This is a genomic window from Salinicoccus cyprini, from assembly GCF_007713705.1.
In the GTDB taxonomy this organism is placed as follows: Bacteria; Bacillota; Bacilli; order Staphylococcales; family Salinicoccaceae; genus Salinicoccus; species Salinicoccus cyprini.
The window spans coordinates 20395-43539 of sequence record NZ_VMSJ01000002.1; the positions used below are offsets into that span (position 1 = coordinate 20395).

Annotated in this window: 22 protein-coding genes; 9 read left to right on the forward strand and 13 right to left on the reverse strand. The window is 48.7% G+C overall.

The window, feature by feature from the left end:
- Positions 1-97: 97 nt before the first annotated feature.
- From ssb to rpmH, 13 genes are all read right to left on the reverse strand, one after another.
- The gene (gene ssb, locus FO441_RS06325; protein ID WP_145287446.1) at positions 98-607 is read right to left on the reverse strand and encodes a single-stranded DNA-binding protein; all 510 of its coding nucleotides are present in this window, start codon (positions 605-607) and stop codon (positions 98-100) included.
- Positions 608-628: 21 nt separating this feature from the next.
- Positions 629-931 carry a 30S ribosomal protein S6 gene (rpsF, locus tag FO441_RS06330; protein WP_145287449.1) on the reverse strand — a complete coding sequence of 101 codons (303 nt, stop codon included), beginning with the start codon at positions 929-931 and terminating at the stop codon, positions 629-631.
- A 115-nt stretch (positions 932-1046) separates the two neighbouring features.
- A complete protein-coding gene (gene ychF, locus FO441_RS06335; RefSeq protein WP_145287451.1) occupies positions 1047-2147 on the reverse strand; it encodes a redox-regulated ATPase YchF in 1101 nt (366 codons plus the stop codon).
- A gap of 12 nt (positions 2148-2159) precedes the next feature.
- Entirely contained in the window at positions 2160-2354 is a 195-nt protein-coding gene (locus tag FO441_RS06340; RefSeq protein WP_145287454.1) for a DUF951 domain-containing protein, read from the reverse strand.
- 2 nt (positions 2355-2356) lie between these two features.
- Positions 2357-3295 (reverse strand): mechanosensitive ion channel family protein, encoded by a 939-nt coding sequence (locus FO441_RS06345; RefSeq protein ID WP_246095056.1) that lies wholly within the window; start codon positions 3293-3295, stop codon positions 2357-2359.
- A gap of 24 nt (positions 3296-3319) precedes the next feature.
- The gene (locus FO441_RS06350) at positions 3320-4171 is read right to left on the reverse strand and encodes a ParB/RepB/Spo0J family partition protein (protein ID WP_281287284.1); all 852 of its coding nucleotides are present in this window, start codon (positions 4169-4171) and stop codon (positions 3320-3322) included.
- A gap of 108 nt (positions 4172-4279) precedes the next feature.
- Positions 4280-5092, reverse strand: a complete 813-nt coding sequence (locus tag FO441_RS06355; RefSeq protein ID WP_145287457.1) for a ParB/RepB/Spo0J family partition protein — start codon at positions 5090-5092, stop codon at positions 4280-4282.
- Positions 5093-5108: 16 nt separating this feature from the next.
- Positions 5109-5822: a 16S rRNA (guanine(527)-N(7))-methyltransferase RsmG gene (gene rsmG, locus FO441_RS06360; RefSeq protein ID WP_145287460.1), complete on the reverse strand. Its 714-nt coding sequence runs from the start codon at positions 5820-5822 to the stop codon at positions 5109-5111.
- On the reverse strand, positions 5819-7702 hold the full coding sequence (gene mnmG / locus FO441_RS06365) for a tRNA uridine-5-carboxymethylaminomethyl(34) synthesis enzyme MnmG (protein WP_145287463.1): 1884 nt from the start codon (positions 7700-7702) through the stop codon (positions 5819-5821). The genes rsmG and mnmG overlap by 4 nt, the downstream gene beginning before the upstream one ends.
- Positions 7703-7716: 14 nt before the next feature.
- On the reverse strand, positions 7717-9096 hold the full coding sequence (gene mnmE / locus FO441_RS06370; protein ID WP_145287466.1) for a tRNA uridine-5-carboxymethylaminomethyl(34) synthesis GTPase MnmE: 1380 nt from the start codon (positions 9094-9096) through the stop codon (positions 7717-7719).
- A gap of 14 nt (positions 9097-9110) precedes the next feature.
- A complete protein-coding gene (gene jag, locus FO441_RS06375) occupies positions 9111-9956 on the reverse strand; it encodes an RNA-binding cell elongation regulator Jag/EloR (protein WP_145287468.1) in 846 nt (281 codons plus the stop codon).
- A 16-nt stretch (positions 9957-9972) separates the two neighbouring features.
- Positions 9973-10308 carry a ribonuclease P protein component gene (gene rnpA, locus FO441_RS06380; RefSeq protein ID WP_186365492.1) on the reverse strand — a complete coding sequence of 112 codons (336 nt, stop codon included), beginning with the start codon at positions 10306-10308 and terminating at the stop codon, positions 9973-9975.
- 114 nt (positions 10309-10422) lie between these two features.
- Positions 10423-10560, reverse strand: a complete 138-nt coding sequence (rpmH, locus tag FO441_RS06385) for a 50S ribosomal protein L34 (protein ID WP_000240855.1) — start codon at positions 10558-10560, stop codon at positions 10423-10425.
- A gap of 448 nt (positions 10561-11008) precedes the next feature.
- Here rpmH and dnaA point away from each other — a divergent pair, with 448 nt between their 5' ends.
- From dnaA to FO441_RS06430, 9 genes are all read left to right on the forward strand, one after another.
- Positions 11009-12331, forward strand: a complete 1323-nt coding sequence (dnaA, locus tag FO441_RS06390) for a chromosomal replication initiator protein DnaA (protein WP_145287474.1) — start codon at positions 11009-11011, stop codon at positions 12329-12331.
- A 162-nt stretch (positions 12332-12493) separates the two neighbouring features.
- Complete coding sequence (gene dnaN / locus FO441_RS06395; RefSeq protein ID WP_145287477.1) at positions 12494-13627, forward strand: DNA polymerase III subunit beta; 1134 nt, start codon at positions 12494-12496, stop codon at positions 13625-13627.
- A gap of 189 nt (positions 13628-13816) precedes the next feature.
- Positions 13817-14032: a S4 domain-containing protein YaaA gene (yaaA, locus tag FO441_RS06400; protein ID WP_145287480.1), complete on the forward strand. Its 216-nt coding sequence runs from the start codon at positions 13817-13819 to the stop codon at positions 14030-14032.
- Positions 14029-15126, forward strand: coding sequence for a DNA replication/repair protein RecF (gene recF / locus FO441_RS06405; RefSeq protein ID WP_145287482.1), 1098 nt, complete (start codon positions 14029-14031; stop codon positions 15124-15126). Before yaaA ends, recF begins: the two co-directional genes overlap by 4 nt.
- A gap of 14 nt (positions 15127-15140) precedes the next feature.
- On the forward strand, positions 15141-17060 hold the full coding sequence (gyrB, locus tag FO441_RS06410; protein ID WP_145287485.1) for a DNA topoisomerase (ATP-hydrolyzing) subunit B: 1920 nt from the start codon (positions 15141-15143) through the stop codon (positions 17058-17060).
- 17 nt (positions 17061-17077) lie between these two features.
- Positions 17078-19567: a DNA gyrase subunit A gene (gene gyrA / locus FO441_RS06415; protein WP_145287488.1), complete on the forward strand. Its 2490-nt coding sequence runs from the start codon at positions 17078-17080 to the stop codon at positions 19565-19567.
- Positions 19568-19726: 159 nt separating this feature from the next.
- On the forward strand, positions 19727-20170 hold the full coding sequence (gene hutP, locus FO441_RS06420) for a histidine utilization transcription antiterminator HutP (RefSeq protein WP_145287490.1): 444 nt from the start codon (positions 19727-19729) through the stop codon (positions 20168-20170).
- Positions 20171-20272: 102 nt separating this feature from the next.
- Positions 20273-21793, forward strand: coding sequence for a histidine ammonia-lyase (gene hutH / locus FO441_RS06425; RefSeq protein ID WP_145287493.1), 1521 nt, complete (start codon positions 20273-20275; stop codon positions 21791-21793).
- A 29-nt stretch (positions 21794-21822) separates the two neighbouring features.
- Positions 21823-23139, forward strand: a complete 1317-nt coding sequence (locus tag FO441_RS06430; protein WP_145287497.1) for a YjiH family protein — start codon at positions 21823-21825, stop codon at positions 23137-23139.
- Positions 23140-23145: the final 6 nt, after the last annotated feature.

A 23145-nucleotide genomic window follows, 5' to 3' on the forward strand; every position in this document is an offset into this window, starting at 1 on the left:
CGGAATGCCTATCATATGGAATACCACACAATATCCCATATACGCACACACACACTTTTCACACGTTTATTACAAATACCCATTCTTTGGGTATCGATTAGAATGGTAGATCATCATCACTGATATCGACCGGTCCATCTGCATTGGCAAATGGGTTCTCTTCATTCGAGTTCTTTCTCGACTGCTGAGGTGCCGGTCTGGAACCAGTGGACTGATTGCCGTACGCATTCTGGTAGCTATCTGCGGAATTGTTATTATACTGTTGATTACTGCCTTGCCCCTGCTGCCCTTTAGGCTCCAGGAACTGCACACTATCACACACTACTTCAGTCACATACACTCTTTGACCTTCTTTGTTCTCATAGGAACGGCTCTGCAATCTGCCATCTACTCCTGCCAGACTGCCTTTCTTCAAATACTGGTTGACGTTCTCTGCTTGTTTACGGAAAACCACACAGTTGATGAAGTCAGCACCGCGCTCACCATTCGAACTTGTAAACGGACGATTGACCGCCAGTGTGAAGGTCGCTACAGAAATATTACTTTGACTGACTTTCAGTTCAGGGTCTTTAGTAAGACGCCCTACCAATACAACACGGTTCAGCATGTAATCAACTCCATTGTATTATTACTTGTTGTTTTCAGCTTGTTCATCAACAACAATGATGTGACGGATCATGTCATTGTTGATTTTGGCCAAACGATCGAATTCGCTTGTTGCTTCCACATCAGCATTGACTTTGATGATGTGATAAAAGCCTTCTTTGAAATCATTGATTTCGTAAGCCAGACGACGTTTACCCCACTCTTTTGATTCGACGATTTCCGCACCTTGGGAAGTCAGTACGTTGTCAAAACGTTCAACAACCGCTTTTTTCGCATCTTCCTCGATATCCGGGCGGATAACATATAGAATTTCATATGCCTTCATCTTCTACACCTCCTTATGGTCTTTAGCGGCCTATCTACATGGAAATAGGCAAGGAATAATTTTCATTACTCACAATCCAACATTATACCAGTCATTGATTCATTTTACAATGTTTCTATACATTAAATCTGAAATGAACGACGTCCCCGTCTTTCATGATGTACTCTTTGCCTTCAAGGCGGACTTTGCCGGCCTCTTTGGCTCTAGCCATATTACCGTTGCTGACGAGATCATCATAGCTGACCGTCTCTGCACGGATGAAGCCTTTCTGGAAGTCGGTATGGATGATGCCAGCACATTCCGGTGCCGTCATGCCTTCTTTGAACGTCCATGCCCTGACTTCCTCCACACCGGCTGTAAAGTATGTTGCCAGTCCAAGCAGGCCATATGCCGCCTTGATCAGCTTGTCGAGGCCGGATTCCTCGATACCGAGATCTTCGAGGAACATCTCCTTCTCCTCATCATCCAGCACCGCAATCTCCTCTTCGACCTTCGCAGAAATGACAATGACCTCAGAGCCTTCCTTCTCAGCGTATTCCTGAATCGATTTGAGGTATTCATTCTGATCCAGATCACCCAGTTCGTCTTCTGCTACGTTCGCTACATAAAGCATCGGCTTCTGCGTCAGCAGGTGGAGCGTTCTGACCTGCTTCGCTTCGTCTTCAGTAAATTCAAGCGCACGGACCGGCTGGTCGTTCTCCAGACCTTCCTTGATCTTGGACAGCAGCGCCTGTTCTGCCATCGCTTCCTTGTCTTTCTGTCTCGCCATCTTCTCGAGGCGCGGCAGTCTTTTTTCGATGCTTTCAAGGTCAGCAAAAATCAATTCCATATTGATGATTTCTATATCATCAATCGGATCGACCTTGCCTGAAACGTGTGTCACATTCTCATCATCAAACGCACGGACAACCTGGCAGATTGCGTCCACTTCGCGGATGTGGGCGAGGAATTTGTTGCCAAGCCCTTCCCCTTTGGAAGCACCCTTCACGATGCCGGCGATATCCGTAAACTCGAAAGCGGTCGGGATGGTCTTCTTCGGTTCCACCATCTCCGTCAGTACATTCAGTCTCTCATCCGGTACTTCCACGATGCCGACGTTCGGATCGATTGTTGCGAATGGATAGTTTGCTGCGAGCGCGCCTGCTTTTGTTATTGCGTTGAATAGTGTGGATTTACCGACGTTCGGCAACCCGACGATACCTGCTGTCAAAGCCATTTTTAATCACCTTTATGCTTCATATTTTTGTTTTACTGCTTTCATTCTCTTTTCAAAATCGCGTCGTGGCATCATGATCACCCGATCGCACTGGGTGCATCTGATTTTGATGTCCGCCCCCATGCGGGTGATACGGAACATCCTGTTGCCACATGGATGCTGCTTCTTCATTTCAACAATATCGTTCAGATCATAATCTTTGGCCATGACTATTCACCTTTATTTTTAGTGGTATCGAACTGCTGAATATCCATCTTCGGTACAGAAATCTGGATGCCATGCTCCAGAAGATGACTCTTAATTGCCTGTCTCATGCGACGTGTCGCTCCGAAGTGCTCCATCGGCTGTGTTTCAAGCATGACACGTATGATTGCTTCACCATTCTGGATGCCTTGCAGTCCGAGAACCTCAGGCTTCGCAATCAGAGTCTCCTCCTCCTGCCAATGTGCAGTAAAGTAGGACTCGAGTATGTTCTCAATCCGTTTGACATCCTCTTCGACTGCAACGTTTATATCGAGCATCGCTATCGCATTATAGCGCGAGAAGTTGACCACTTCATTGATGATGCCGTTCGGAATGATGAACAATTCACCTTCCCAGCCCTGGATTCTTGTCGCACGGAGGCCGAAAGACAGCACTTCACCTTCCGCTACGGTAGCGCCGGAAGTATTCGCTCTGATGAAATCACCCTTATCAAACTGGTTCTCAAGAAGGATGAAGAATCCGGTGATGATGTCCTTTACAAGACTCTGCGCACCAAAACCGATAGCCAGACCGACTACACCGGCACCGGCAAGGAGTGTGCGTACGGGCAGACTGAAGGATTCAAGAATCATCATGATGATGACGAACCAGATGAAGACCGTCACTGCATTCTGCAGTACACTGACAAGTGTCTGGTTGCGTTTATCTGTTCCTTTGAGGCGGGACCTGCCTTTGACGATAAAGAAGTTGCCTATGATCCTGTTGATGATTTTAATGACGATCATTGCTACGATGATCAGTGCAATCGCCGCTAGTATCCTGGCGCCGATTCCAATCCACAAATCTGGATTTTTGATTTCAGCCATGATTTCCTCAATAAACGAAAGATCCACCGGCTCATCCAGCGATGTTGTGCTACCAAGATTAAGACTAAACAAACTCACAATTTTTCACCTTCACTTTTCATTTTATTCATTTTCCAGCAAGGACATGATCCGTTTATATTCCTCTTCGCTTCTGAATTCAAAGGAAATGGTGCCCTTTTTCCGCTTCTTCCTGATTTCCACTGTCGTGCCGAACCGCTCCTTGAGCATTGCTTCATGCCGCTCGATGAATGCCGGCCTGCGCTGCTTGGGCTTTTTGGCCACTGTCACTTCCTGAAGGCTTTTCACGTAGGCTTCAAGTGCTCTGACACTCAACTGCTCTCGCACAGCATGCTTTGCGGCTTCTTCCATCTGCAAGGGATCCTTGAGTGCCAGCAGTGTCCGCCCGTGGGCGCCCGAGAGCTCATCGTCGTTGATCAGCTGCCGGATGGTCTGGGGCAGATTGAGCAGTCTCAGCATGTTGGCAATGTAGGGCCGTGACTTGCCGAGCCTCTGGGCCACTTCACTCTGGGTGATATTCAATGTCGACATCAGCTGCCGGTAGCTCAGTGCCTCTTCGAGCGGGTTCAGGTTCTCCCGCTGCAGGTTTTCAATGATGGCCAGTTCCATCATTTCCGTATCCGTCATCTCCTTGATGATGGCCGGTATAGTTTCACGCCCTAGGAGTCTGCTTGCACGGTAACGTCTCTCTCCAGCAACGATATCATAGCCTTTGACGGACTTTCTGACGATGATCGGCTGGATGACACCATGATTTTCAATTGATTCAGCCAGTTCCTTCAACTTTTCTTCGTTGAACTCAACCCGGGGCTGATATGGATTCCTTCTGATATCGGAAATTTTGAGTTCGATGACTGCCTCACCTTCCCTGATTCCGGAAAATAGAGCGTCCAGTCCCTTTCCGAGACCTTTGCCCAATCCTTTTTGCCTCGCCATGTCCACTACCTCCAGTGCAGCATTCCTGTATGTAAAAATCACATGCTGTTATTATATCAGCCAGCTTGCCATTTGTAACATAAGAAAAACACCCACACAAGTGAGTGTCTATTTGTATATCTTGATCGTCACCTCATGAAATGCCTTTTCATCGGACGCCTCATAGGAAACATTGAAGCCTTTGTTCTTCAGCTTATCCACTTCCCGGTTGAGATCGTTCAGAACGAAAGAGACATCATCGTTGAAATCAAGCGCATCATTGGTATGCTTCAGCTTCTTTTTGACAGCATGCTCCGTGTCCTTGACCGTCATCTTTTCCCGTCTGATCTCCTCGAGGACTTCACCCTGCATCTCATCTTCAAGACTGAGCAGCGATCTGGCATGGCGTTCTGTAATCTCCTGCTTCTGGAGTGCTTCGATCACTTCGTCGGAGAGCTTCAGAAGACGGAGCTTATTGGCAATGAAGGACTGGCTCTTGCCGAGATTCTGAGCCAGATTCTTCTGTGTGATGCCATCCATCTTGAGCAGTTTCTTATAGGCTTTCGCCTCTTCAATGCTGGAGAGGTTTTCGCGCTGGATGTTCTCTATCAGCGCGATGGCAGCAGATTCGGTATCGGTCAGATATTTCACGATGACTTCCGCTTCTTCCCGATTGAGCATCTTCAATGCTCTGAATCTGCGTTCCCCTGCAATGATTTCATACATTCCCTCTTCGATCGGGCGCACGGTGATGGGCTGGAGCAATCCATGCTCCTCGATGGAATCCGCCAGTTCCCTGATACGATCGCGATCGAACTCCGTCCGCGGCTGATACCGGTTCGGGACGATATTTTCCATCGACAAGTGCTGCAATGATACATTCTCCTGCTGATCTTCACTTTTGTCTATCAGACCGAAAAGTCTTGAAAATGGTTTCTTCACATGCCACACCTGCCTTTTATTTTAATGGAGATTTGTTCGGAGTACCCGCTTTTCTCGGATATTTCCCGGGTGATTTTCTTCGTTTCCTGATATCCAGTATATACCGTTCGCTGTCTTCTTCCGGAAGCGTAAAGTTGTGCGTCCCTTCAAGTTCTCCGCCGAGAAGCTCGAGGGCGAAGCGGCTGTCTTCAAGTTCCTCGGCACCCTTGCGGCCTTTCAGTACGATAAATCGCCCGCCTGTTCTGACGAGTGGCAGACAGAGTTCCGCCAATACATTCAGCTGGGCGACAGCCCGTGCCGTTACGATATCGAACATATGGCGCTGTGCCCCCTGTGCAAAGTTTTCGGCACGGTCGTGCACCAGATGCATCTTATCCAGATCGAGTTCTGCTGTCAGCTCATTTAAAAACATGATGCGCTTGTTCAGCGAATCCACTATGGTCACCTTGATATCCGGTCTGACTATTTTCATTGGAATACTCGGGAAACCGGCACCGGCACCTACGTCGCAGATGCTCGCACCTTCTGGAATATCCACATGGAACAATGGTGTCAATGAATCATAGAAGTGTTTCAGATAGACGTCCGCTTCATCAGTTACTGCTGTCAGATTGACCTTGTCATTCCACTCGACCAGCATGTCGAAATACTTTCTGAACTGATCGATCTGAACATCAGTCAGTTCAATACCTTGTTGCTTCAGTGCGTCGATGAACTGTCCTTCTCTCATGCATTCACCCGTTTGATGTCACCCTGTTCGATGTAGACGAGCAGAATGGAGATGTCTGCAGGATTAACACCGGATATTCTTGAAGCCTGGGCGATATCAAGCGGCTTGACCGTCTTCAGTTTATCACGGGCTTCAGTGGCAAGGGAATGGATGACGTCATAGTCGATGTCCATTGGAATCTTCTTCTTCTCCATGCGTTTCACCTTATCGACCTGAAGAAGCGACTTCTTGATGTAGCCTTCGTATTTCACCTGGATTTCAACCTGTTCATACTCTTCCTGTGTCAGCGTCGTTTCATCTTCCATTATAGTCATAATGGAATCATAATCCATCTCCGGACGTCTGAGCAGCTCGATGGCAAGAATGCCATCCTTGAGTGCAGTGCCGCCTTTTTCCGCAATAATGGACTGGGCCAGTTCATTCGGCTTGATACGGATTCCTTTCAGACGTTCGATCTCATCTTCGATGTTCTGCTTTTTCACCTGGAATGCATCATATCGTGCGTCCGAAATCAGACCGATGTCGTGACCGATCTCGGTCAGACGCATATCCGCATTGTCATGGCGCAGCAGCAGACGGTGTTCCGCTCTTGAAGTGAGCAGTCTGTACGGTTCATTTGTACCTTTTGTTACAAGGTCATCGATGAGTACGCCGATATAGGCATCGGAACGGCTGAGTACCAGTTCCTCTTCGCCGAGCAATTTGCTTGCTGCGTTGATGCCGGCGATGAGGCCTTGTCCTGCTGCTTCCTCGTAGCCACTTGTACCATTGATCTGACCAGCGGTATAAAGATTCTTGATCTTCTTCGTCTCGAGTGTCGGCCAGAGCTGTGTCGGTACGAGTGCATCGTATTCGATGGCGTAGCCCGCACGCATCATTCTGGCATTTTCAAGACCTGGAACTGAAGCGAGCATTTCCCTCTGTACATTCTCAGGCATGCTCGTGGAAAGACCCTGTACATAGACTTCCTTCGTATCGCGACCTTCAGGCTCGAGGAAGATCTGGTGGCGCGGCTTGTCGTTGAAACGGACAATCTTGTCTTCAATGGACGGACAGTAGCGTGGCCCTGTCCCTTTGATCATACCGGAATACATTGCTGAAAGGTGCAGGTTGTCGTTGATGATCATATGCGTATTTTCCGAAGTATAGGTCAACCAGCAAGGCAGCTGATCCATGATGAATTCAGTTGTTTCGAAACTGAATGCACGCGGGACATCGTCTCCCGGCTGGATTTCGGTTTTGGAGTAGTCGATGGAGTCGGAATTGACTCTCGGTGGTGTGCCCGTCTTGAAGCGTACAATATCAAAGCCGAGATCCTTCATCTGGTCGGCAAGTGGTACGGAAGGCATCTGGTGGTTCGGACCGCTGGAGTATTTCAAATCTCCAAGAATGATCTCCCCGCGCAGGAACGTGCCTGTCGTCACGATGACTGCATCCGCTTCATACACTGTACCGATATTTGTTCTGACGCCTTTGACTTCTTCGTCTTCGATGATCATTTCATCCACCATGCCCTGAAGAATGTCCAGATTCGGTTCATCTTCCAGCACACGTTTCATCTCCTGCTGATACAGGACCTTGTCCGCCTGTGCACGCAGTGCCCGGACTGCCGGACCTTTGCCGGTATTGAGCATGCGCATCTGTATGTGTGTCTTATCTATCACTTTTGCCATCTGTCCGCCGAGTGCATCCACTTCACGGACTACAATGCCTTTTGCAGGCCCCCCTACTGAAGGGTTGCAGGGCATGAAGGCGATATTATCAAGGTTGATTGTCAGCATGAGCGTTCTGAGCCCTTTTCGTGCCGAGGCCAGTCCTGCTTCAACGCCGGCATGCCCCGCACCGATGACAACAACATCATATTTCATATTACTTGCCATAGTTATCCTCCTTTTTATTTTCCAAGACAGAACTGGCTGAAGAGCTGGTCGATCAGCTGTTCGCTGACGTCCTCACCAATCACTTCTCCAAGCAGTTCCCATGTTTTTACAAGATCGATCTGGACAATATCCACCGGAACATCCATTTCAGCAGACTCTATTGCATCCGATATTGCGGATATTGCCTGCTCAAGCAGGTGGATGTGGCGGTTGTTCGATACATAGGTGGAATCCACAGACTGTATTTCACCTTCGAAGAACAATCCGGCAATCCTGTCCTCAAGTTCATCGACACCCGTACTGTTGATGATGGATGTCTTGACGATGGACATCCCCGGGTATCTTGATTTCAGATCTTCCACATCAAGCTCTGCTTCCAGATCCAGTTTATTTACAATACTGATGACATTCTGATCCGCCATGGAATCGAGAATCTCCACGTCTTCATTGGTCAGTGGTTCATTATTATTCAGCACGTAAAGGATGAGTTCCGCTTCCTTCAGTGCCTGGCGGCTGCGCTCGACACCGATCTTTTCCACGATGTCGTCGGTATCACGTATACCTGCCGTATCGATCAGCTTGAGCGGAATGCCGTTGACATTCACATACTCTTCCAGAATATCGCGCGTCGTCCCTGCGACATCCGTCACGATGGCCTTGTTGTCCTGGATGAGATAGTTGAGCAGGGAACTCTTGCCGACATTCGGCTTGCCGATGATGACGGTACTCAGACCCTCTCTTAGAATCCTGCCCTGCGTACTGCTTTTCAGCAGCTTCTCGATTTCCTGTTTGACCTTTCGGGATTCTTCCTGGAGAAATTCGGTCGTCGCTTCCTCGACATCATCATATTCGGGATAGTCGATATTGACTTCCACCTGGGCCAGTATGTTGAGGATGCTCTGGCGCAGATCTTCGACGTATGACTTCAATCTGCCCTGCATCTGCTGATTGGCCACTTTGGATGCTTCGGTCGTCTTCGATCTGATGAAATCCATGACACCTTCGGCCTGGGACAGGTCGATTCTGCCATTAAGAAATGCACGTTTCGTGAATTCGCCCGGTTCCGCCATGCGGGCGCCGTGTTTCAATGTCAGCTGGAGCACGCGGTTGACCGTGTGTATGCCACCATGGCAATTGATTTCAACGATATCCTCGCGCGTATAGGTACGGGGCGCCCTCATGATTGCAACCATGACCTCTTCCACGGACTCCTGTGTATCCGGATCCATGATATGACCATAGTTGATCGTATGCGAATCCACTGATGATAGGGATTTCGCCCCTTTATAGAGACGGTCTGCAATTTCAACGGCATCGACGCCTGATAGACGCACGATAGCGATTGCACCTTCACCCACGGGGGTGGAGATGCTGGATATTGTTTCTAATTGCATGATGCAATACTCCTTTACTTCTTTTCTATTACGATATAGCGGTTCGGTTCCGAGCCTTCGGAATGGGTTTCAATACCTTCGATTCTGCTTAATACGTGATGCATGATCTTCCGTTCGGATGAAGGCATCGCCTCCAGGCGCACCGGTCTGTTCGTCCGCTGCGCTTTTTTGGCCATGTTGACTGCCAGGCTCTCAAGCGTTTCACGGCGCTTTTCCCGGTAGTTCTCGACATCCAGCAGAATGGAACCGTAGCTTCTGTAGATCGAATTGAAATACTGCTGGGCCACTTCCTGCAACGCATTGAGCGTCGCCCCGCGCTTGCCGATCAGCTTGGCTGCCATCGGCGAAGACAGTTCTATCTGGACTTCGTTCTGCCTGATGCTGACTTCACTGCTTCTTTCAATATTCATATCCCGGATGACCCGGTCGATATAGCGCCTTGTCTCCTCCGCTGCTTCTTCGATGGACATTTCATTCCGCCCTGTCTCATCCGGCATCTCTTCCTGAACCAGGGCATCTTCCTGTACTTCCGTATCCGGAGGAACCGGTTCTGTTTCTTCCATAGTATTATGGTGCGCCGACGCCTGTTCCTGCACTTCATTTTCAGGTGATATTCCAGACACATCGATTTCTGTCTTTTCCATGTTCCTTGCAGCCAACGCTTCGATCGAGTCATAAAGCTTCAGTTCGGGGTTGATGATCGTCAGTCTGACTGCCGCATCCTTCTTGCCGAAACCGAGCAGCCCTTTTCTGCCTTCTTCTTCAACATCGATTTTGACGTCCGCTTCCGATACATTCAGTTCTTCCAGCCCTTTTGCGATTGCACGATCAACAGTTTCATCCCTGTAAACTCTGTCCATGACGGTGCCTCCCGTGTCATTTTATGCATTTTGCGATTTTCAGCACATGTAGTAGTGATTTCTCCATCTGATGGTAATCCATGCTGCTGACCGGCTGTCTGGCGATGACCACATATTCTCTCGGCTTGAGCCTGTCCTGGTGATGCTGAAAGAAAACACGTATCCGTCTTTTGATTTTGTTGCGTTTTACCGCATTGCCGAGACGCTTCGACACACTGATTCCGAGCCGCATGTGATCCGTCTTCGGATGATCGGCCAGGTAGATGACGAACTGCCTGTTTGCATAGGATTTGCCTTTTTTGAAAACAAGTTGGAAATCACGTTCTTTTTTAATTCTGAATCTCTTTTTCATCACTATTACGCTCTCTCACATATGATATTTCATTATACAAAATTACACGAAATTTATAAAACAGCACGCCTATATGCACAAAAAAAGATCACCTATATCAGATGATCTTGGGGATTAGGCTGAAAGTACTTTTCTACCTTTTCTTCTACGACGGGCCAATACTTTGCGTCCGTTCTTTGTACTCATTCTTTTACGAAAACCGTGCACTTTGCTGTGCTTACGTTTATTTGGCTGGTAAGTACGTTTTACCATATTAAATACACCTCCATGATACCTATTGCCTGTGTATAGCTTTTAGAATTGTAACTATTAAAGAATAACAGATGAGCCAATAGATTTCAATACATTTTTCACCAGGAATTTATCGCACCGCCATGTGGATAACCCACAGTGTGGACAAGATGTGTGGATAAATGAAATGTGGATAACTATTTTCCACAGCAATCTGCACTGTTTATCCCCAGATTCACAGACCTTGATATCTACTGTGTGGATAACTTCCTGAATTGTGTATATCTTTATAAAGCTGTTGATATCACTCGCTTTTTTCGTTATAATTCTGTGTATGAATTTGTGGTAAAACCGTCCTGATAACTAGATTTGTCCACAGATTGTGAGTAACCTGTGGATAGTTGTTCAGCACTGTGGAAATTATTATCCACACACTGTGATTATGTGAATAGGAAAAGAGGACAATCGTATGAGTAGTATTAAAGAAATCTGGGAGAATACGCTGAAAGGGATCAAAGAAACCATCGCCAATGCCAGCTATCAGACATGGTTCCAGGACACTTCGATGATCCATCTGGACAATGACACGGCTGTCATCAAAGCAGATACCCAGTTTCAGAGGGATTGGCTTGAGAAGAACTATAGTGGTCTGATTCAGGAGCAGCTGTACGAAGTCATGGGAGAGAAGCCTGAAATCAGAATCGTCACTGAAGAAGAGGAGGCCCCTGCAAAAGCGCCTGAGAAGACAAAAGCAGAACCTGAAGTTCCCGTGAACAGCCAGCTGAATGTCAACAATACGTTTGAAACATTCGTCATCGGCAACGGCAACCGCTTCAGCCATGCCGCTTCCCTCGCTGTGGCAGAAGCTCCGGCGAAGGCCTACAATCCCCTCTTCATCTATGGTGGCGTCGGTCTCGGCAAGACACACCTTATGCATGCCATCGGCCATTATGTACTGGAGCACCGTCCAAACGCCAAAGTGGCGTATCTCTCCAGTGAAAAGTTTACAAATGAATTCATCAATTCCATCCGCGACAACAAAACCGAGGAATTCCGCAACCGGTACCGCAATGTCGACGTACTGCTGATTGATGATATCCAGTTTCTTGCCGGAAAGGAATCGACGCAGGAGGAATTCTTCCATACTTTCAACGCACTTCACGAAGACAATAAGCAGATTGTCATTTCAAGCGACCGTACGCCAAAGGAGATTCCGACACTCGAAGACAGACTACGCTCCCGTTTCGAATGGGGTCTGATCACCGACATCACGCCGCCCGACCTTGAAACACGCATTGCGATTCTCAGAAAGAAATGCGAAGAAGAAAAAGTCGAGATTCCAAACGAAGCAATGATCTATATCGCCAACCATATCCATACGAACATCCGTGAGCTGGAAGGTGCATTGACACGGGTCGCAGCGTACTCGAAACTGGTCAACCAGCCACTGACACCGGAAATGGTATCCGAAGCACTGAAGGATCTCGTCACCCAGACCAAATCCAAGAAGATTACGATTACAGACATACAGGAGGCAGTGGCATCCTTCTATGATATACAGATCGAGTCTTTCGCCTCCAAGAAGCGGACGAAATCCATTGCTTTCCCACGTCAGATCGCGATGTATCTGGCACGTGAGCTTACAGACTACTCCCTGCCGAAGATCGGGGAAGTTTTTGGCGGACGGGACCACTCTACTGTCATCCATGCACATGAGAAAATTTCCAAAATGATCAATGAAGACGAACGCTTCAAGCAGGAGCTCGAGGAAATCGAAAACCAGATCAATTAGAGATGTGAATGATGTGGATAGATGTTACACTGTAACAAACAGCTTACCCACATGTGGATAACTTGCACGCCATGGACCGAACCCACTTATCCACAAATCCACAGGGCTTACTACTATTATTACTTTAAATACTACTTAATATATATAAGGAGTCGCTAACTTATGAAAATCAGTATCAACCGCCAGTATTTCATCGAACAGCTGAATCATTGTCTCAAGGCAATTTCCCCAAGGACAACCCTACCGATTCTTAATGGCATAAAACTTGAAGTAAAAGAGGATCATTTGCTTCTTACTGGCAGTGATTCTGAAATTTCAATTGAAATCACCATCCCGACAGAAATCGATAATGAAGAAATACTCGAAATCAGTGAAACAGGTACCGTTGTACTATCCGGCCGATTCTTTGTGGATATCATCAAGAAGCTTTCAGGCAACTTTGTACAGCTTGAAACAAATGATGCATTCCAGACGAAGATTACAGCTTCCCAGTCGGAATTCAATCTGAGCGGCAATGACCCGGACCAGTATCCACTGCTGCCTGAAGTGAATGATGAAGAAAGCATCGTCCTGCCATCTGCAGTGCTGAAAAATATCATCAACCAGACCAACTTTGCAGTATCACTGTCTGAAACACGGCCTGTACTGACGGGTGTAAACTGGCAGTTCGATGATAAGGGCATCCAGTTCACAGCTACGGATTCCCATAGACTGGCTTTGAGAAGACTTGAAGGTGACCAGTTCGGTATGGACAGCATGCATGCAATCATCCCGGGCAAATCATTGAATGAACTCAACAAGATCATCAATGATTCCGATGAGGAAGTCGAAATCCACTTCTCACAGAACCAGGTGCTGATCAGCTACGGCAACATGCGCTTCATTTCCAGGCTGCTTGAAGGCAACTATCCGGATACATCCCGTCTGTTCCCTGAAAACTATGAAACGAAGGTCACTGTGAACAATGGTGAATTCTACCATGCCATCGACCGTGTCTCGCTGCTCGCGAGGGAGGGCGGCAACAACGTCATCCGCATGAGTGTGGAAAACGGCAACGTTGCCCTATCCTCCAATTCTCCTGAAGTCGGTACGGTTCACGAAGATATCAGTACCGGCAACGTTGAAGGCGAGAATCTGAAGATATCCTTCAACTCCAGATACATGATGGATGCACTGAAGGCCATCAATGATGACGAAGTGACGATCGAATTCTTCGGCACGATGCGCCCATTCACTCTGAAAGCAGCTGAATCGGACGCGGTCGTTCAGCTGATCCTTCCAATCCGCACATATTAGAATTCCAGTCAAAACTGCGACTGAGCCCCCAGAAATTAAAAAAAAGGGGTTCTCAGTCGCTTTTTTGTTTTCAGGGGTAAACCCTTGTTTATATCGCAAAACGCTCCTAGGGCTTTATTTGGGCTTCCAAGGTGAATTTTATTGAAAAATGTAGTATAATATATAAGTGAGATTAAGGAGGATGAGTGCATGGAAAGTATCCGGTTCGACGAACTGATTACACTAGGAAAATTTCTGAAGCACGAAGGCATCATAGGAACCGGCGGAGAAGCCAAGTGGTTCCTTCAGGAGAACGAAGTACTATTGAATGGAGAGCCTGAAAACCGCCGAGGAAAGAAGCTGCATGAAGGTGATGTATTGGATCTGGGAGAATTCGGCCAATTCAGGATAGAATATTCCAAATGATTCTGAATCGTATACACCTTGGGGATTACAGAAATTACGAAATGCTGGACCTTGAATTCCATCCAAAACTCAATGTCTTCATCGGCCGGAATGCACAGGGCAAGACGAATCTTCTGGAATCGATCTATTTCCTCGCCCTGGCCAAGAGCCACCGTACTTCAAAGGACAAGGAGCTCATACGCTTCGGTCAGGATGAAGCGTACGTCAACGGCAATATTACGACTGCCTACAGCACCCTTCCCCTGTCGCTCAGTGTCAGCGGAAAAGGGAAGCGTGCGAAGGTGAACCATATGGAAGTATCGAAACTGAGCCAGTATATCGGGCATCTTAATGTGGTGCTGTTTGCACCGGAAGACCTCAACATCGTCAAAGGCTCCCCCCAGGTCAGACGCAAGTTCATCAATATGGAATGCGGACAGATCTCAAAGGTGTATATCAGCATGCTGAGCGGCTACCAGAAGGTACTGGCCCAGAAAAACAACTATCTAAAACAGAAGAATGTCGATCGGGTGATGATCGATGTATTGAATGAACAACTTGCATACTATGCAAGTTTAATTATTTTAAAGAGGCAGCAGTTCGTGGATACCATTGAAAGATATGCCAGGGAGATCCACTCGGATATATCGAATGGCCAGGAGATCCTGTCGGTCAGATACAGGCCGAACATCAGGTACGAGGCGACAGGTGTGGAGATGCTCGAACAGGAACTGAAACTGCTGCTGGATGAAGCACTCGAGCGGGAGATTGAAAGAGGCCAGGCACTGGTTGGTCCGCATCGGGACGATATTTCGTTCCATATCAACGACTATGATGTCCAGACATACGGTTCCCAAGGACAGCAGAGGACGACGGCACTTTCTGTGAAGCTGGCAGAACTCGAACTGATCAATGAAGAAGTCGGCGAGTATCCGATACTGCTTCTCGATGATGTCCTGAGCGAGCTTGATGAGACAAGGCAGTCCCATCTTCTGACCTCGATCCGCGACAGGGTGCAGACCTTTGTCACGACGACGTCAATCAGTGACATCAATCATGCAATCATGGATGAAATGCAGGTATTCGGCATAGAAGACGGCAATGTGAAAGTATAATGGAAGGTGATAATATGGCTGAAAATAATATGGAACAGTATGGCGCGAGTCAGATTCAGGTACTGGAGGGACTGGAAGCGGTCCGCAAACGCCCGGGGATGTACATCGGCTCCACAGCTGCAAAAGGACTGCACCACCTCGTATGGGAAATTGTGGACAACAGCATCGACGAAGCGATGGCGGGCTATGCTGATCGCATCACTGTAACGATCGAGGAAGACAATTGGGTCAAAGTGACCGATAATGGCCGTGGTATTCCGGTGGACATCCAGGAGAAGATGGGCCGTCCGGCAGTCGAGGTCATCCTGACCGTACTCCACGCCGGTGGTAAATTCGGCGGAGGCGGATATAAGGTGTCCGGCGGACTGCACGGGGTCGGTTCCTCTGTCGTCAATGCGCTGAGTGAAACACTCGAAGTCTATGTCCACTTGAATGGCAAGATCCATCACCAGAGCTACACAAGAGGTGTGCCTGATTTCGATCTCAAAGTCATTGGTGAAACTGATAAGACGGGTACGATCATCCGTTTCAAGGCAGATGATGAGATATTCACGGAAACGACGGTATATGATATCGAAACACTGCAGAAACGCATCAAGGAGCTCGCTTTCCTCAACAAAGGACTTGAAATCACCCTGATCGATGAGCGTGGGGAAGAGGATGAACGTTTTGAGTACTACTACGAAGGCGGAATCAAATCCTACGTCGAGCAGATGAATGAAACACGGGATGTACTGCATGATGAAGTGATCTACATGCAGAGTGAGAAGGACGACGTGGAAGTCGAAATTGCACTGCAGTACCATAACGGCTACAATTCCACCCTGCTTTCCTATGCGAACAACATCCATACGTATGAAGGCGGTACGCATGAGGACGGGTTCAAGCGTGCACTGACAAAAGTCATCAATGCCTATGGTGTGAAGAACCGCATCATCAAGGAGAATGAAGACCGTCTGAGTGGTGAGGACGTGCGTGAAGGCATGACCGCCGTCATCTCCATCAAGCATACGGATCCCCAGTTTGAAGGCCAGACCAAGACGAAGTTCGGCAACTCGGAAGCAAGACTCATCACAGACCAGCTGTTCACTGAAGGCTTCGACAGATTCCTTCTCGAGAATCCGACTGCTGCAAGAATCATCGTTGAAAAAGGGCTTACTGCCCAGCGTGCAAGGGTCGCAGCCAAGAAAGCGCGTGAGATGACACGCAGGAAATCGGCACTTGAAGTCTCCAGTCTGCCAGGAAAGCTTGCCGACTGTTCGAGCAAGGATCCCGCAAAAAGTGAACTGTTCATCGTCGAGGGGGACTCCGCCGGTGGTTCTGCCAAATCCGGACGCAACTCCACGACCCAGGCGATTCTCCCACTCCGAGGAAAAATTCTCAATGTGGAAAAGGCAAGACTTGATAAGATTCTCAACAATAATGAAATACGATCAATGATTACGGCGCTCGGTACAGGCATCGGCGAGGAGTTCGATCTGTCGAAGGCCCGCTACCATAAGATTGTCATCATGACCGATGCCGATGTCGATGGTGCGCACATCCGTACATTGCTGCTGACATTCTTCTACCGTTTCATGCAGCCGCTCATCGAAGCGGGATATGTCTATATCGCCCAGCCACCGCTCTACAAAGTCGAACAGGGCAAGAACAAATATTACGTGTTTGATGACAGGGAGCTTGACGCGCTCAAAAAAGAACTCAAGGAAACACCGAAAATTGCGCTTTCCCGTTACAAGGGTCTTGGCGAGATGAATGCAGACCAGCTTTGGGAGACCACAATGGATCCGGAATTCAGAACGCTCATGCAGGTCACAATGGACGATGCCGTCGATGCAGACCAGACATTCGAAATGCTGATGGGCGATATTGTCGAACACAGAAGGAACTTTATTGAAGAAAACGCGTTATACGTCCAGAATCTTGACGTCTAATTAGTGGAGGTAATTGAATGGTTGATAGAACGGATAGATTGAAAGAAGTAAATATAAGCAAAGAGATGCGGACATCCTTCCTTGACTATGCGATGAGTGTCATCGTTTCAAGGGCACTGCCGGATGTCAGGGATGGTATGAAGCCGGTGCACCGCAGAATACTCTACGGCATGCACGATAACGGCATGACTTCCGACAAGCCTTACAAGAAGTCTGCCAGGATCGTCGGGGACGTCATGGGTAAATACCATCCGCACGGTGACTCCTCGATCTATGATGCCATGGTCCGTATGGCACAGGACTTCAGCTACCGCTATCCACTTGTTGACGGCCAGGGGAACTTCGGTTCCATGGATGGCGACGGTGCGGCGGCGATGCGGTATACCGAAGCCAGAATGAGCAAGATCTCCATGGAAATGATGCGTGACATCAACAAGGATACCATCGATTTCCAGGATAACTATGACGGCAATGAACGCGAACCGGTCGTTCTGCCTTCAAGATTCCCGAACCTCCTCGTCAATGGCACGAGCGGCATTGCAGTCGGTATGGCGACGAACATCCCGCCACATAACCTCACTGAGGTGATCGACGCCGTCCTCGCCTATTCGGAAGACGGGGAAATCACACTGCCCGAGCTGATGGAGCATGTCAAAGGTCCCGACTTTCCGACTGCCGGCCTGATTGTCGGTACAGGCGGCATCAGAAAGGCATATGAGACGGGTCGCGGTTCGGTCATGATGCGTTCACGCTGTGAGATCGAAATGATGAGCAACGGCAAGGAACGCATCGTCGTCTCCGAAATTCCGTACCAGGTCAACAAGGCAAGACTGGTCGAGAAGATTGCAGAGCTTGCACGCGACAAGAAGATCGAAGGCATCACCGATCTGCGTGATGAAACCAGCCTCGCGTCAGGTGTCAGAATCATCATAGAGATCCGCAAGGACAAGAATGCCAACGTCATTCTGAACAACCTCTACAAGCAGACACCTCTGCAGACCTCTTTCGGCATCAATATGCTGGCGCTTGTCAAAGGGCAGCCTAAAATACTCGGCTTGAAAGAAGTGCTTGCCCACTATCTGGAACACCAGAAGGTCATCGTGACAAGACGTACGAAGTTCGATCTGAGACGTGCCGAAGACCGTGCGCATATTCTGGAAGGGCTGAAGATTGCGCTTGATAACATCGATGAGATCATCGCGCTTATCCGTGGTTCCCAGAACGACGAAGCGGCGAGAACCGGTCTGATGGAACAGTTCAATCTGTCCGAGCGCCAGGCCCAGGCCATCCTCGATATGCGTCTCAGACGCCTGACAGGACTTGAGAGAGGCAAAATCGAGGATGAATACAACGAAATCCTGAAAACGATCCAGTACCTCAAGGAGATTCTGGCAGATGATGAGAAACTGCTTCAGATCATCCGCGATGAACTGATCGAGATCAAGGAGAAGTATGGCGATGCACGCAGGACCGAAATCACACTTGGCAGCCTGTCGGACATCGAGGATGAGGATCTCATCCCTGAAGAGCAGATTGTTGTCACATTGAGCCACAACAACTACATCAAGCGTCTGCCGTCCTCCACCTACCGTGCGCAGCATCGTGGCGGACGCGGGGTACAGGGGATGAATACGGTCGAAGACGACTTTGTCAGCCAGATTGTGACGATGAGTACGCATGACTACATCATGTTCTTTACAAATAAAGGCCGTGTCTACCGTCTGAAAGGCTATGAGATTCCTGAGTTCTCCCGCCAGTCGAAAGGTATTCCGGTCGTCAACATGCTGGAGATCGACAAGGATGAAGTGATCGGTACGATGATCGGCGTAAAGGATGAGGATACTGAGGATAAATTCCTTGTGTTTGCGACCAGAAATGGTCTTGTAAAACGCTCGCCACTCGGTGACTTCGAACGCATCAATAAGAACGGCAAGATCGCCATTTCATTCCGTGGCGATGACGAGCTGCTCGCTGTCCGTCTGACGGATGGTTCCAAGGACATCATTCTCGGTACGAGAGATGCCAACCTGATCCGTTTCGAGGAAACGCAGATACGTACGATGGGACGTACGGCAGCGGGTGTGAAAGGCATCAAGCTGCGCGAAGGCGATTATGTCATCGGACTCGATGTCCTCACCGAAGGCCAGTCCATCCTCGTCGTTACCGACAACGGTTATGGCAAGTGTACGCCTGAAGCGGACTACCGTATTACAAACCGTGGCGGCATGGGTGTGAAGACTGCGAATCTGACAGAGCGCATCGGTGAACTTGTCTATATTGCTGCCATCGATGGCGATGAGGATCTGATGATTGTGACAAACCACGGTGTCATCATCCGACTGGTCATGGAGGAAGTCTCCTCCACCGGCCGTAATACGCAGGGTGTCCGACTGATCAAGATGAGTGACGATCAGAAGGTCGCAACAGTCGCCAGAGTGAAGGAAGTCGTCGAAGAAGAAGCGGATTCCAATGCAGATGTGGAATCCGAGGCAGTCGAAGAAGAATAGAATGCGTTTCTGAAGATTCCCCGATCCATGATATATTATGGATCGGGATTTTTTTGATTGCAGATGCAATTGCGCTTACACGATGGAAGCGCTATAATATAAAGTAGTCATTAGTCAATCAGAGAAATAATCATAGATGGATTTTGGAGAGGGATGCCAATGAATCAGAATCAGCAGCAGGCATTCGGCAAATATGCCACACTCGTTGCTTTGACAGATGCTGGTACGGCACTCGGGCTCATGCCTGAATACAAATCTTTCAAAGTGGTAACTGGAAAAGTCGGATCGATGGACCTGAAGAAGGTCATTTCCTCGGTCGAGACGGCAGCAAAGCGCAACCAGCTGATCAATGGAGAGGTCTACCGCGAAACCCACGCACTCTATCACGCCATCATCGAAGCGGCGGAAGGTGTGACACGCGGCAAATTGAGCGTCGGGGAAGTCATGCGTACTGTCGGACTGACATTCTCAGTCGTCAGAGGGCGACCCTATGCAGAAGCGGATGAAGGGGAATGGATTGCCGTATGCTTCTACGGAACCATCGGTGCCCCCATCAAAGGCAAGGAGCATGAAACACTGGGCCTTGGCATCAATCATATGTAGTTTTCAATCGAATATACATGTCATAGACATTAGCCATTAGAGACACTTTACATCCGGAGGGATGAATGTGTCTTTTTTTAATGCAGAAAAGGAGGCGTTAGCATGACGGTTTTAACATTGAACGGACAGGAACTGACCATCGAGAAGATGAAGACGTTCCTGAACGATGACAGAAGCACCATCGAAATTTCAGAGGCGGCCTACGCGAATGTAAGGGAATCGAGGAAAACCGTTGAACGCATTATTGAAAATGAAAGCACCATCTACGGCATCACGACAGGGTTCGGCCTGTTCAGTGATGTAAGAATATCGGGTGACAAGACGACAGAGCTGCAGGTCAACCTCATCCGCTCCCACTCGTGTGGTGTCGGCAGACCATTTGCAGAAAAGACGGTACTTGCCATGATGGTTTTGAGGCTCAATACGCTCTTGAAAGGCCACTCCGGCGTAACAGTCGACCTGGTCGACCAGCTCAGGACATTCATCAACCAGCGCATCATACCGAAAGTGCCCGAACAAGGATCGCTCGGTGCATCCGGTGACCTCGCCCCACTCGCCCATCTCGCGATTGCGCTGATCGGCGAAGGAGAAGTATTTCATGAAGGCCGCCTGTCCCCTTCCCGGGAAGTACTGGATCGTCTCGGCATCCGCCCGCTCACACTGCAGGCAAAAGAAGGACTTGCGCTGATCAATGGTACCCAGCCTATGACGGCACAGGGACTGATCAACTATATTGAAGCGGAAAAGATCATGGACGACAGCATCTGGATCTCCGCACTCACCCATCAGGCGCTGAATGGCATTACGGATGCATTCAATGAAAAAGTGCACCTGTCACGCGGCTATAAGGAGCAGATCGAAGTCGCAGAGAAGATGCGGTACCTGCTTGAAGGCTCCGAGCTGACGACACGCCAGGGCGAAGTCAGGGTGCAGGATGCCTATTCCCTCAGATGCATTCCGCAAGTGCACGGGGCTTCTCTCCAGACACTTGCCTACGTCAAGGAGAAGCTCGAGATCGAGATGAATGCCGCCAACGACAATCCACTCATATTCGGTGAGGAGGAAGTCATTTCAGGTGGAAACTTCCATGGCCAGCCGATTGCGATTGCCATGGACCTGCTCAAGATCGGTGTCAGTGAAGTGGCCAACATATCGGAACGCCGCATCGAGCGTCTTGTCAATCCGGCACTGAATGGCGACCTGCCAGCATTCCTGAGTCCACAGGAAGGGCTGCAGTCCGGTGCAATGATCCTGCAGTATGCAGCCGCGAGCCTCGTGTCGGAAAACAAGACACTTGCCCATCCGGCGAGCGTCGATTCCATTCCATCCTCAGCCAACCAGGAGGACCACGTTTCCATGGGCACCATCGGTGCAAGGCATGCCCGCGATATCATCGATAACGTCAGAAACGTACTGGCGATCGAGCTGTTCATCGCGCTGACAGCAGTTGAAATCAAAGGGGAGGACAAACTGTCACCACGGACACGTGACAAGTTCGACATCTATCGCGGGCACGTGGCATTCATCAGCCAGGACCGCAACTTCAGCGAAGATATCAAGATCCTTTCGGATGAATTGGAACAGATCAAAGGGGTTGGAACGGCTTCAGAAGAAGTGAGGTAGGCATTCATAAATTCCATGGGGGTGGAGATATGATTACAGAAAAGCAGATGCAGGCGCAGAGTGGAAAAGGAATGTGGCGTTTTTTCCTATATAGCGCAATTGGAGTCATCATGTTCTTTATACCGGTGACGCTGTTTGAAAGCAACTCCATACTGCTCGACCACTTTGTTACATTAGTGAGAAATACATTTGGCGATGGCATCAAATACTACACATTGCTGGTCATCATGCTGGGTGCGGCCTATCCATTCTTTTCGAAGGAATGGAACAGAAGTTTTACAGATATCATCATTACCATATTCAAGATTCTGGGTGTTGTTGTCGGTGTGATGGTCGTATTCGGAGTCGGTCCTGCTTTCGTATTGAGAGAAGACATCGGACCCTTTCTCTTCAATTCGCTGGCAGTCAATCTGAGCATCCTGATTCCAGTTGGCGGCGCAGTACTCGGTCTGCTCGTCGGATATGGGCTGCTTGTTTTCATCGGAGTCATCATGGAGCCGATCATGCGGCCGCTCTTCAAAACACCGGGGCGGTCTGCAGTGGATGCAGTGGCTTCATTCGTAGGCAGCTATTCCATCGGTCTTCTGATCACCAACCGGGTCTATAAGGATGGGCTGTACAGCAGAAAAGAAGCAATGATCATCGCGACAGGATTTTCGACGGTTTCAGCAACATTCATGATCGTCATCGGCAGGACTTTGGAATTGATGGACTACTGGAATCTGTTCTTCTGGACAACGCTCCTGGTCACCTTCTTTGTTACGGCGATTTCTGTAAGAATTCCGCCACTCAGGACAGAAAAAGATTACTACTATGAGGGTCGAAATAATGCTGAGCAGGAAGATTTTGAAGGTGGACGTCTGAAATATGCCTGGTACAAGGCGAAGCAGCAGTCCTATGAAAGCGATCCGATTCTGAAGAACATCATTACCAACCTGAAGGATGCTTTCATAATGACAATGACGGTTGTGCCGACCATTCTATCCATCGGGCTCCTTGGACTCATGATTGTCGAATTTACCGACATCATCTATTGGATATCGTTCATCTTCTACCCGATACTCTATATTTTCCCGATACAGGATGCACCACTGCTCGCAGAGGCGGCGACCGTCTCCATCATTGAAATGTTCCTGCCATCCCTGCTTGTGGTTGAAGCTGCACTGGAGACACGTTTCATTACAGCTGTCATCTCCGTTTCGTGCATCATCTTCTTCTCAGCACTCGTATCATGCATTCTTGCAACAGATATAAAGATGAAAGTGTGGAAAATGGTGGTCATCTGGCTGATCAGGGCCATACTTTCCCTGTTGATAGTAATACCGTTCACATTACTAATATTCTAAGGAGAG